Here is an 11,872-nt window from a genome sequence, read left to right on the forward strand (position 1 = left end):
AATACGTTTAGTCGTGATGGCGCACGGTTAGTTACGATAAAGTACTTTGATCAAATGATAGCCAAAGCGGCTCTTTATGGGACCTTGAATAGCTAACTCTGGGCCACTGAACACGGCTTTGTCGACCGAGCCCACTAAATCGCCCTTCTTAACCTCACCTAAATCGCCGCCCCGTTTACCAGAAGGACAGGTGGAATGCTTTTTTGCCAACTGATGAAAATCGGCTCCTTTACTCAATTTCAGTTTAAGCGCTTCACATTCGGCTTGAGTATCCACCAATATATGCACCGCACAGGCACGCTTAGCCATAATTAATCCCAGTCATAAAAATATCGCTGCAGTGTGCCAAAAATCACCTAAACAGGGAAGCGTGGCCGTAAGTTGGGCGCGATACGCTTAAACAAAAATCCCCCGATAGTCGGGGGATTTTTACTCAATGCGACTTGCGCAATTACGCGACGGCGAGGGCCACGGTTTCTGCGTCGGTTTGCACCAACTCATTATGTAACGACACCACAGAGCGCTCGTAATATTCATCATCGACAATAAACTGCATTTCTACGGCGCGTAATGACTGGTGCACGGCACGTACCGGAACACCGGCTTTATTCAGGGCTGCTACCGAGCGGGCCAGCAAGCCAGGAATACTCATGTCACTGCCTACAGCGGATACCACAGACACCTTATGGGTGTTAACTTCTGCGTGTTCAAAGCGGCGCTGCAGCGCGCTCACCAAGGTACGCACGGTTTTACGATTGCCAGAAATATAATAGGTCAGCGTATTGGCGTTCATGTCTTTCGACACTAAGTTCAAGCGCATGCTATCTAGCTCGTCGGTAAAACACTCGGCGTAATGGGAAACGCGGCCCACCATATCTTGATCAAACAGCTCAACGGCAAAGATATTACGACGGCCGGCCACCATCTCCACACAAGGAGACGGGCTGCGATAATCAGTGGTGATCAAAGTACCTTCGTGATCCGGCTCAAAGGTGTTGCGCACGCGCAATGGAATATCTTGTTGGCGCAGACCTTTCGCCGCTTGCGGGTGAATCGCTTCCATGCCTAAGTTAGACAGCTGATCGGTCACATCATAGTTAGTGCGCCCAATCGGGATCACTTTATCTTCGCCGGCCAAGCGCGGATCGGCACTGCTTAAATGGAATTCTTTATGAATAATGGCTTCACGCGCGCCACTTAATACCGCTAAACGACTAAAGGTCATTTCGCTGTAACCTCGGTCAAAGCGGTTCATTAAGCCTTCTTGGCAATGGGCGTAACCGGTAGCGACGGGTAGCTGGGTGGTTAAGTCAAAGCGCGCCAGTGTCTGGGTTAATACCTCATCAAGCGGCAAGGCTTCGTCACTGCGCCAACCCGTTAAGTCCATTAATACTGCATTTACGCCGCTTTGACGTAAGTACAACACCATATTATGCGCACTGTGGGCCTCGCCCATGGCGGCCAATAGCTCACGAATGGTTTGTAATTGCTCCGCTAATTGAAACTGACCAAAGGCGCAGACTTGGCGCAAATGATGCAAACAATCACGAATGCCGGCGATACGTTCTTGTAAAAAAGAATCGGCTAAGGCGCGCTCTGGCGATAAGCCAAACATATCTTCATTAATTTTCGCCATACGATCGAGGACGTTATCAAGCGCTTGCTCCCAAGCACTGTCGTCTTCTGCATCGGCATAAGTGGCATACACACCGGGTGCGCCGGTGCGTTTACATTCCAGCAAGCCATCGGTCACGCCGCCAAAGGCCGACACCACTAACAGGCGTTGGTAGTACTGCTCTGGAGTACGATTATGCAAAATGATGTTATCGCGGACCGCTTGATACTCGCTCATGGAGGTACCGCCGATTTTTTCTACTGTGTGTGACAAGTTATTCCCTTAATGTTTATTAATCAGGTATTCACTGTGTTCGCACATTTTCATTGGGCTTGGGGTTTGGCGCCTAGATGTAATGTACCTTAACGCACCCTGCCCAGTGAAAATGTTCGTAAACGGGGGCTAGCCCCCGTATCCAGCAAGTATTAGGTTACTGAAATTGCAAATTACTCGGTGTCGACTGCGTATACGCCGTCGGCGTCGTGCACTTCTTTACCGCTTAGTGGCGGGTTAAATACACACGCCAGCTTCATATCTTCACTGCCACCACGTAACAAGTGATTGTCGTGCTTGTCCAAGATATACAAGGTGCCAGGCTTAATGGGGTAAATTTTACCATCGGCTAAATCTTCAATTTCACCGTCACCACTCATGCAATACACAGACTCTAAGTGGTTCTGATAATGAATATGGGTTTCGGTATTGGCATAAATAGTGGTGATGTGAAAAGAAAAGCCCATGTTGTCGTCTTTCAACAACATACGGGTGCTTTCCCAAGTCCCAGTTTCTGCTTTCACACAACGCTCAGTTTGCTCACATTCAGCTAAGGTACGTACTATCATGCTCTTTCCTTTCTTTAATACTGTATTCAGTGCGGCGTGACGACTTGGCACACCACACTCACTTAATTGATAACTGCCTACCGACAATATTTACGTGTTCGGTGGGTTAAGTATTGATGTTATGACGCTTTACGTAAGCGCTCAGCGTCGGTCTCAGCTGCCGCTTCTTCTAACCAATCTAGGCCTTGGTTTAATTCAGCCTCAGTAATGATGAGCGGGCACAAACACTTGACGACTTCACCATCTGGGCCGGCAGTTTCAATCACCAGACCACGCTCAAAACATTTACCGGTAATGATGCTGGCAATGTCGCCATCGTAACAGGCCATACCTTGCATCATGCCGCGGCCTTTAACCTTGATAAACAGCTTAGGAAAGCGGTCTACCATGGCTTGCATACGTTGATTCAGCAATTCACCTTTCTTGCGCACTTCTGCGGCAAAGGTGTCGTCTTTCCAGAATAATTCCAGAGCCTTACGTGCGGTAACGAAGGCGTGGTTGTTACCACGGAAAGTACCGTTATGCTCACCTGGCTCCCACTGATCCAGCTCAGGACGCAGTAGCACAATGGCAAAAGGTAAGCCCATGCCGCTTAACGACTTAGACAAAGTAATAATGTCGGGCTTAATACCGGCGGGTTCAAAGCTAAAGAAAGTACCGGTACGACCACAACCTGCTTGAATATCATCGGCAATCATCAGAATGTCGTGTTCACGACAAATTTTCTCTAAACGCTGCAACCACTTAAAGGAAGAAGCATTCAAGCCGCCTTCACCTTGGACCACTTCAAATAACACCGCCGCTGGCTTATCTAGGCCACTGGAGTTGTCATTAAGCATGGTTTCAAACAGTAACAAGCTGTCTTCACCGGCACCTGGGTAACCGTCGTAGGGTAAACGGCTCACATCGGCCATCGACGTACCGGCACCACCTCTGTGGTGTTGGTTACCAGTAGCGGCCAAGGCACCTAAGCTCACGCCGTGGAAACCGTTAGTAAAGGCCACAATATTGCTACGACCGGTCACTTTACGGGCCAGCTTCATGGCAGCTTCTACCGCGTTAGTACCGGTTGGGCCGGTAAACTGCGCCACATGATCCATGCCGCGCGGCTTTAAAATAACCTGCTGCAAGCTGGTTAAAAACGCCGCCTTGGCGGTGGTGTGCATATCTAAGCCGTGGGCGATACCGTCTTGCTGAATGTATTCAATCAGCGCTTCTTTTAATTCTGGGTGGTTATGGCCGTAGTTCAGGGTGCCGGCACCGGCGAGAAAGTCTAAATAGCGCTTGCCAGATTGGTCGTATAACCACACACCTTGTGCCTTATTGAAGGTCACTGGGAAAGAACGGGCATAGGTTTGTACACTTGATTCCATTACATCAAAAATATTACTCACATGGACTCCTTAAAGTCTGAGTGCAAATCAAAAACAAAAGATAATTTTGCGATCAACAAGATGAATTAGCATTGCTGTCAGTCACGGGCTGTTAGCCAAGCGTGATGCGAAATAAGATTTCGCTGCTGCTATCACCATTAAAATGGCGCTGCTGATCAAAGAGAAGGTGGCGGGTGCCTGAGTCTGTCGCTTGACTACGCGCAAAGCTTTCAAACAAACCCCAAGAGGCAGCATTATCCGCAGTAATCGTGGTTTCTAGATGGGTGACGCCAGCGCAGGCATCAGATGCTAATAGGTTAGTTAGCAAAGTGCGGGCTAACCCCTCACCACGTGCGCGTTTATCTATGGCTACTTGCCAAACAAACAAAGTGTTTGGTTCAGCAGGTTTGCGGTAGGCAGAGATAAACCCCAGTAGTGAGTTATCTTCCTGGTCTTCGGCCAGCATGCAAGTGTCGGCAAAATGCAGGCATTGCAGAAGATTACAATAGGTAGAGTTAGTGTCGAGTGGCTTACAACGGTCAATCAAACGGTTGACGTGATAACCGTCGGTTGACTGGGGGTGACGCAACAATATTTGCAGGTCAATGGTTGTGTCCGCTTCTAAGTCTGAATGGGTAGTAATCATTTATAGTCCTAAACTTATTTAGTTAGTGGGCTAAGCAAAAATGCTCCACTAACCTAACAAAACATCAGTCAATTGCAAGCATAACTCGCATTTTTTAATTAGGGCTGCATGCATTTTCGCAATCGATAATGAATGATTTATTAAGGATTACTCTGATATTTATCCCCTAATAAACGGCTAAAAAAACGATTTTGTGAGTCCCGCGCAACCCTGCTCATGCCAGCTCAGAGCAGGTCTCAACAGAGCTGCTACTATCAAAGCAGTGGTAACAAAGTGTTGCCACCTCGTCAGACTAATATCGGATAGAGATTATGAGCGCAAAAGAGACAGGTACTGTGAAGTGGTTCAACGAAGAAAAAGGCTTTGGATTCATCACACGTGAATCTGGGCCGGATCTTTTTGTCCATTTTTCTTCCATACAAGGGGATGGTTTTAAAACCCTACCAGAAGGCCAAGCCGTCACATTTATTGTGACTCAAGGTAAAAAAGGACCTCAAGCCGAAGAGGTAGAGCTGGCTTGATTAACGGTTAGGGCGCCGTGCAAGCGGCGCCCTAACATTATTTGAACAGGAAGCATCCTAGGGTTACCCTCAGTCATCGCAATAGCACGCTTCATTCTCTGACTAGGTACCTCATGATAAAATTTTTCCTCTCTTGTTGTTTTTTACTCTTCTCACTGCCGCTACTCGCCCAAGACCCGCCCGGAGAACCCGACTCAACCGCCGAGGCTGAAGTGCGCACCAGACTCACGCCTTTTATGGAGCGTTATATGCTTGACGAGCTCAAAGCGCTGCGCACCGAAATGGCAAATTTTCAGGTTAAAGTCACCGACGACATCGTACAAAAAGAACTTAACGTCGCCGATAAAGCGATAAGTTACGCAAACGTGACGGTTACTTACTTCTTTTACCTATTGGCAGGTGCAGCTTCGGTACTGGCCATAGTGGGCTGGCAATCGTTAAGGGAGCTAAAGAAAACTGCGCGCGATTACGCAGAAACTGAGATGCGAAAGATCACCAATACCTATGAACATAAACTCAAACAGATAGAGCGTGAGCTACAACGAAAAACCAAGGTGATCGCGGAAAACTACCGAGAAATTGAACGCTTTCAAGAAATTCATGGCTTGTGGTTACGTGCCAGCCAAGAACAAAGTCCCCAAGCAAAAATCGATATTTACGATCAAATTCTTGATATCAAACCCGGCGATTTAGATGCCATGACCCATAAAGCCGATGCGGCCTTAATGATGAACGAGCGTCAATGGGCACTCAGTTTGTGTAATCGTGTACTGCAAGTGGACCAACAAAACGCCCATGCCTTGTACCAAAGAGCCTGCGCCCACGCCGGTATGGGTCATGAAGAACAAGCCTTGTCTGATTTAGAACTGGCGGTAAAAAACAACGTACATCTGGGCGATGTGGCGGCGGAAGATGAAGAGTTTGACTCATTGCGCCAGCATCCACGCTTTATTGAGCTCACTCACGAGCACACAGACGCCAGTACAACGGACAGTTAACAGATGATAACAGGCACCCTAAATGCTCATAAAACTTGCCATAATGCTCTACATAAAATATTTTTAACGTGACGTTGAAAATATTGATTTTGCATCCGTATGCTGGGTGCCATACTTTGCGCGAATCAGAGAGCCTTCAATTAAAGTGAGAAAGAACATGAGCTTTGAGTCAAACAAGCCATTTCAGGACTTCGCCCATTTCCCTCGCGGTTTACGTCGTTGTGGCGAATTTACTGTCGTAGAAGCCCAACTGCTTGAACAAGCCGGCCACGCTATGTTGGCTTTGTACAGTGAGCAAACCGCTCCTAGCAGCAGCGAAGAACAGCGTTTCGTTGAACAGGTTAAGGAAGGCAGCGCCACCGACAGCAAACATGCCAAGGTGTGGTTAAAGTATTTAAAGGTAATAGGCCCTAAACGCGTACACCGTTTATGCTCGCCCATGACTTCTGGCGGTGATGATGATTTTGAGCCCGTAGAAGACAGTTCAGAATAAGTTGTACATTGCGGTCCGTTAAGAGCACCGCCATTATTTTGTAAAATACCGAGCTTGGCTCGGTATTTTTTTATCTCGGTTTGTTCTTTGTAGCTGCCAAATTTATTCGGCAGGCCAGCTCTGCTGGCTGTTACTGAGGTTTAGATTTAAACCAAAACACCAAACCGGGCCGAAGTCCTCTTCGCCGAAGAGACGGGCCCCTACAAGGTCAAAATACCAAACTGAGCCTTATATTCTTTACCGAATAGGCGGGCACCTCACTGTAACCTATTGAATTAATTGATGCTGAATTCGCTGAAACATGGCTGATCTTTGTGGGTAATCAGGTAATCTTTTGTTTAGCTAGGCGTTTGGTGCTGGACGCTCGGCGCTGTTTTATCTTTAGCTTACCGCTGCTTTTGCTACATGATACTCTTACACCACGCTTTTATTGGCCCGCCGCTTATGCTTTATGTTGTATCTAGTAAGTGATACATAAGCAGTGATGCGTAACGCGCGCACTGGCCCACGCAATTAAAGAATCGAATCCCTATGAGTCAGCCTGCAGTAGCACCCAGTTTTTTATTCCACGACTATGAGACGGCAGGCCTGCATCCGGCCTTTGACCGACCCGTGCAATTTGCCGCCATTCGTACCGATGCGGATCTCAATGAAATTGGCGAGCCCATGATGTGGTATTGCCAGCTGCCCTCTGACTATCTGCCCTCCCCTGAGGCGACGCTGATCACCGGCATTACGCCGCAAACCGCACAGCAACAGGGCTTGTGTGAGGCCGAGTTTATTGCCCGCATTCATGAGCAGTTTAGCCAGCCTAATACCTGCATTTTGGGGTACAACAATATTCGTTTCGACGATGAAGTTACCCGCTATACCTTGTATCGCAACTTTTATGATGCCTACGCCTATAGCTGGCAGCATGGCAATTCCCGCTGGGACTTACTCGATGTAGCGCGCACCTTTTATGCGCTGCGCCCCGAGGGCATTAACTGGCCAGAAGACGAAGACGGCAAGCCGAGTTTTAAACTAGAGCGCCTAACCCAAGCCAATGGCATTGAACACGCCAATGCCCACGATGCCCTGTCGGATGTGCGGGCCACCATAGCGTTGGCCAAATTGCTGCGCCAAGCTCAACCTAAGCTGTTTGACTATTTATATACGCTTCGCAGTAAGCATAAAGTGAAAGCCCTGATCGATGTCATTAACGCCAAGCCATTAGTGCATGTGTCGGGCCAGTTTTCCGCTTGGCAAGGCTGTGCCACTTGGATTGCACCCTTGGCGTGGCATCCAGACAACGCCAATGCGGTGATCTGCGTTAACTTAGCCATGGATCTGACTCCACTTATCGAACTGAGCCCCGAGCAGCTAAAAGAGCGGCTTTACACTAAGCGCGCGGATCTAGGTGAGCGGCTACCGGTGCCGGTAAAACTGGTGCACATTAATAAATGCCCCTCATTAGCCAAGGCCGCCGCCCTGAGCGAGCAAAGAGCCGATGAATTAGATATTAATCGTGCCCAGTGTCGTGAAAGCCTCGACCTATTACGTCGCCACCCCGAAATTCGCGAAAAAGTGGTGGCTCTGCATCAACTCCCTCATGATTTTGGCCCCAGCGCTGATGTAGACGGAGCCCTGTATGAAGGCGGCTTCTTTGGTGAGGCGGATAAAGCTACCATGGCCATGATCCACGCCAGCTCGCCCGAGGTACTGGCCACCCTGCCGCTGCAATTTAATGACTCACGCCTCAGTGAGTTGCTGTTTCGCTATCGTGCGCGTAACTACCCCAACACCTTAAGCGAGCAAGAATGGCAGCGCTGGCGTCAACATTGCCAAGACAAACTCAGCCACCAAGCTGAACCTTATATGCAGCGCCTGGAGCAATTGGTGATTGCGCATCAAGAAGATGAAGCCAAGTTGGCGTTACTGCAGGCCGTGGCTCGTTATGTGCAAGCGCTTTAGCGCCGCGAGCTGCGCACTGGTTAAACATCCGTTGTTTATCTGGCTGCGCGGCTTTGCGCTGTTATTAGCCTGTCTTATCATCGGTAAAGCCATCGCTGGCATATTACCCTTTGCTTTTCCGGGCAGTATTATTGGCCTCTTGTTGCTGTTCTTGTTACTGATCAGCCAATTAGTGCCTTTAAGCTGGGTACATCAAAGTGGCCAGCTACTACTGCGCCACATGGCGCTGTTATTTATTCCGGTGGCGGCAGGCTTGCTCGGCTATGTGGACGTACTCAGCGAGGGATTAGGCTTGATTTTAAGCGCGGCTTTTAGTGGTTTAGTACTGATCTTGATAGTAGTGGGCCGTTTATATCAACGGATGCAAGCATGATGCTGTGGCTGGCAATACCCCTCACCGCCGCCTTGTATTTAGCCGTGAAGAAACTGGCGCGCCACTATAAAAGCCCGCTGATCAACACCATTATGCTGCCGGCGCTGCTGATCATCGGCGTGCTGGTGTTAACCGGCCAAGATAGCAGTGCATATCAGGCAGGCACCAAACCGCTCAACTTATTATTGGAATTAGCGGTGGTCGCCTTTGCCCTGCCCTTATACCAACAAGCGGCTAAAATTCGCCAACAGCTGTGGCCAATCGTATTGTGCTGCAGTATCTCAGTATTGATTTCGGTAGGCACTACCTTACTACTCGGCGGCATTTTGCATGCTCAACCGCAACTACTGGCCTCCATTGCTACTAAATCTATCACCACACCTTTAGCCATGAGTGTCAGTGCCACCATGGGCGGCATTCCGGCTATAGCCGCAGGCTTGGTGATCATAGTGGGCATGATGGGCGCTATTATTGGCTTTCCAGTGCTTAAAATCGCCGGTGTGACGCATCCTGAAGCGCAAGGCTTGGCGATGGGCGCCAGTGCTCATGCCATTGGCACCGGTGCGGCTGCCGAAGTTGGGCCGGTGCAAGGCGCCTTTGCTTCATTGGCCATGGTGGTGTGTGGCATTGCCACCGCCTTATTGGCGCCGCCCTTGTTTCATTTGTATCTTTGGTTGATAGGGTAAAAGAAAAGGTGAGGGGTAAGCAGGGAGGCGTGAGGCAAAACCAACGATTAATACGTTAAGTCGTACACTATACGTCAAAGAAAGTGCCCAACCTTGGAGCCATGAGCCTAATGCCTAAAAACAGGAGTTCAACTATGAATGATGCACTTAAACAAACCCTCGACCAACATCGACTCAGCCGGCTAACACGCTTTAGTCCAGAGCAAATCCAACTGTTAATGGACGCCAGTGAATTGGGCACAGGCGCGCTGGCATTTGCCTTGTTACCGCTCGCCGAAGCCAAAGCCCAAGTGCCCATCTCTGATTTTGCCGTGGGTGCTATTGCTATTGGTGGCTCGGGTCATTGGTATTTAGGCGCCAATGTGGAGTTTGTGGGTGTGCCCTTGCATCAATCGGTTCACGCCGAGCAAGCCGCCATTGGCCATGCGGCGTTATTTGATGAGCAATACATAGAGAGAGTGGTGGTCAGCGCCAGCCCTTGCGGCCATTGTCGCCAATTTATGCACGAGCTCAATCAAGACGACCTGCTACTGGTTTGGCCCGAACATCATTTTATGCTCAATGAATTACTGCCCCACGCTTTTGGTCCGGCAGATCTTCAGCAAACCTATGGCCTGCTCAATCACCCCACCGCCAATTTAACCGCCAGCTCTCAGAGCGCACCAGAACATAAGCCCGATGCACTTACGCTTGCAGCTTGGGATCACGCTTGCGCCAGTTATGCGCCTTACAGTCATAACCGCGCAGGCGTCGCCTTATTATTAAACGATGGCCAAATTTGTCCGGGGCGCTACTTAGAAAATGCCGCTTTTAATCCCAGCCTAGGCCCCTTGCACTTAGCCTTAAGTCAGCTGTATTTGCAGAGTTATACAACCGCGGATATTAAACGCGCCGTATTGGTGGAAGCCCGCGCCGAGGCACAACAGGCAGCGCACGCGGCTCTGCTACTAGGCCAGCTGTGCGCTGTGCCTTTAGAAACCTTAGTGCTGGCCCGTGAGGAATGAAGCGTGAGGTGTGAGGTGTGAGGTGTGAGGTGTGAGGTGTGAGGTGTGAGGTGTGAGGTGTGTAAAAAATCGCCGAGTGCCGAGCATAGCAACATCAAACCTTGGCTCATACTTCACGGCTAAGGTTTACATTATTAAAGCGTTTCGTCTGCCACAAAATGCGAGAGCAAGTGTTCGCCTACAAAAGACACGACTGCTAGGTTAGCGGGGTGCTGACGCCTTTACACCTCACCCTTCACGAATTAGCGAAGTGATTACGGCCCATAAAGGAGTGGCTTAGGGTATTGCCGTCTACCAGCTCAAGCTCGCCGCCAATTGGCACGCCGTGGGCGATACGACTCACCGCTACGCCGTGGTGACTGGCAATATCAGCAATATAATAGGCGGTGGCCTCGCCTTCTACGGTCGGGTTGGTAGCCAAGATCAATTCAGAAAATGACTCACGCGCCAGCCAATTAGCCAGCTTATCTAGCCCTAACTCTTCGGGCCTACACCGTCCAGCGGCGACAAATGGCCCATCAACACAAAGTAACGCCCTTGATATTGACCGGTTTGCTCGATGGCCACCACATCGGCGGGGCTTTCTACGATGCACAGCTGGCCGCTCACGGCGCGCTTAGGGTTGGCACACAGCGGGCATATATCTTCTTCAGTAAAGGTGCGGCACTGGCGGCAGTGACCGATTTTCTCTAGCGCTTCATCCAATATATGGGCTAAGCGTCGGCCACCGGCGCGTTGGCGCTCTAACATAGCAAACGCCATGCGCTGGGCCGATTTTGGGCCCACACCGGGTAAGATTTGCAAACTCTTGATTAACTCATCCAACAAGGGACTAAAGCGCATAGTCAGACTCTTAGTAATAACGAGGGAGAAATAGAGAGTAGGAATACCACTCTTAAGTGCGGGTATAGTAACGTAAGCGAGGTGAGGCTGGCTAATCGAACACTCTGATTAAGCGTCTAGAAAGTAGAACATTAGGATATAGGGGCTAACTAAGCCCCTAACAGTAAAGCTAATTTTACTTAGAACGGCATTTTAAAGCCCGGTGGTAATTGCATGCCACCGGTAACTTCACCCATGCGGGATTTATTTTGTTCTTCTACACGACGAACTGCGTCGTTAACGGCCGCAGCCATCAAGTCTTCTAACAGCTCTTTGTCGTCTTGCAGCAAACTTTCATCAATTTCAACGCGACGTACTGAGTGGCTACCAGCCATGGTAACTTTAACCAAACCGGCACCGGCTTCACCTACCACTTCTAACAACGCCAGCTCTTCTTGCAGCTTCTGCATTTTCTCTTGCATCTGCTGAGCCTGCTTCATGATATTGCCCATTCCACCTTTACCAAACATATCTGCTCACTCTTAG

Annotated in this window: 13 protein-coding genes and 1 pseudogene; 7 read left to right on the forward strand and 7 right to left on the reverse strand. The window is 49.5% G+C overall.

The genetic code is table 11. The annotated features are described in order from the left end of the window. Window positions 1-27 precede the first annotated feature (27 nt). The 5 genes from CBP31_RS00690 to ectA all read right to left on the reverse strand — a co-directional run bounded on the left by CBP31_RS00690 (window position 28) and on the right by ectA (window position 4,476). Complete coding sequence (locus CBP31_RS00690; RefSeq protein WP_087034413.1) at window positions 28-309, reverse strand: peptidylprolyl isomerase; 282 nt, start codon at window positions 307-309, stop codon at window positions 28-30. 142 nt (window positions 310-451) lie between these two features. Next, complete coding sequence (locus tag CBP31_RS00695) at window positions 452-1,888, reverse strand: aspartate kinase (protein WP_087034414.1); 1,437 nt, start codon at window positions 1,886-1,888, stop codon at window positions 452-454. 173 nt (window positions 1,889-2,061) lie between these two features. After that, the gene (locus CBP31_RS00700) at window positions 2,062-2,457 is read right to left on the reverse strand and encodes an ectoine synthase (protein ID WP_087034415.1); all 396 of its coding nucleotides are present in this window, start codon (window positions 2,455-2,457) and stop codon (window positions 2,062-2,064) included. 119 nt (window positions 2,458-2,576) lie between these two features. Beyond that, window positions 2,577-3,851, reverse strand: a complete 1,275-nt coding sequence (ectB, locus tag CBP31_RS00705; RefSeq protein WP_227875075.1) for a diaminobutyrate--2-oxoglutarate transaminase — start codon at window positions 3,849-3,851, stop codon at window positions 2,577-2,579. A 91-nt stretch (window positions 3,852-3,942) separates the two neighbouring features. Next, entirely contained in the window at window positions 3,943-4,476 is a 534-nt protein-coding gene (ectA, locus tag CBP31_RS00710) for a diaminobutyrate acetyltransferase (protein WP_087034416.1), read from the reverse strand. 311 nt (window positions 4,477-4,787) lie between these two features. Here ectA and CBP31_RS00715 point away from each other — a divergent pair, with 311 nt between their 5' ends. From CBP31_RS00715 to cdd, 7 genes are all read left to right on the forward strand, one after another. Then, window positions 4,788-4,997 (forward strand): cold-shock protein, encoded by a 210-nt coding sequence (locus tag CBP31_RS00715; RefSeq protein ID WP_087034417.1) that lies wholly within the window; start codon window positions 4,788-4,790, stop codon window positions 4,995-4,997. A 113-nt stretch (window positions 4,998-5,110) separates the two neighbouring features. Then, window positions 5,111-5,995 (forward strand): tetratricopeptide repeat protein, encoded by an 885-nt coding sequence (locus CBP31_RS00720; protein ID WP_087034418.1) that lies wholly within the window; start codon window positions 5,111-5,113, stop codon window positions 5,993-5,995. A 157-nt stretch (window positions 5,996-6,152) separates the two neighbouring features. Next, on the forward strand, window positions 6,153-6,488 hold the full coding sequence (gene maoP, locus CBP31_RS00725; protein WP_087034419.1) for a DUF413 domain-containing protein: 336 nt from the start codon (window positions 6,153-6,155) through the stop codon (window positions 6,486-6,488). 531 nt (window positions 6,489-7,019) lie between these two features. Continuing rightward, window positions 7,020-8,441 carry an exodeoxyribonuclease I gene (gene sbcB / locus CBP31_RS00730; RefSeq protein ID WP_087034420.1) on the forward strand — a complete coding sequence of 474 codons (1,422 nt, stop codon included), beginning with the start codon at window positions 7,020-7,022 and terminating at the stop codon, window positions 8,439-8,441. A gap of 16 nt (window positions 8,442-8,457) precedes the next feature. Continuing rightward, window positions 8,458-8,814, forward strand: a complete 357-nt coding sequence (locus CBP31_RS00735; protein WP_407668803.1) for a CidA/LrgA family protein — start codon at window positions 8,458-8,460, stop codon at window positions 8,812-8,814. Next, on the forward strand, window positions 8,811-9,500 hold the full coding sequence (locus tag CBP31_RS00740; RefSeq protein WP_087034422.1) for an LrgB family protein: 690 nt from the start codon (window positions 8,811-8,813) through the stop codon (window positions 9,498-9,500). Before CBP31_RS00735 ends, CBP31_RS00740 begins: the two co-directional genes overlap by 4 nt. Before the next feature lie 110 nt (window positions 9,501-9,610). Further along, on the forward strand, window positions 9,611-10,504 hold the full coding sequence (gene cdd / locus CBP31_RS00745) for a cytidine deaminase (RefSeq protein WP_265414962.1): 894 nt from the start codon (window positions 9,611-9,613) through the stop codon (window positions 10,502-10,504). 235 nt (window positions 10,505-10,739) lie between these two features. Here cdd and recR read toward each other — a convergent pair. Continuing rightward, window positions 10,740-11,347: pseudogene (gene recR / locus CBP31_RS00750) on the reverse strand (recombination mediator RecR). A gap of 179 nt (window positions 11,348-11,526) precedes the next feature. After that, complete coding sequence (locus tag CBP31_RS00755; protein WP_087034424.1) at window positions 11,527-11,856, reverse strand: YbaB/EbfC family nucleoid-associated protein; 330 nt, start codon at window positions 11,854-11,856, stop codon at window positions 11,527-11,529. Between the last annotated feature and the right edge of the window lie 16 nt (window positions 11,857-11,872).

This window comes from Oceanisphaera profunda (genome assembly GCF_002157895.1).
GTDB lineage: Bacteria > Pseudomonadota > Gammaproteobacteria > Enterobacterales > Aeromonadaceae > Oceanimonas > Oceanimonas profunda.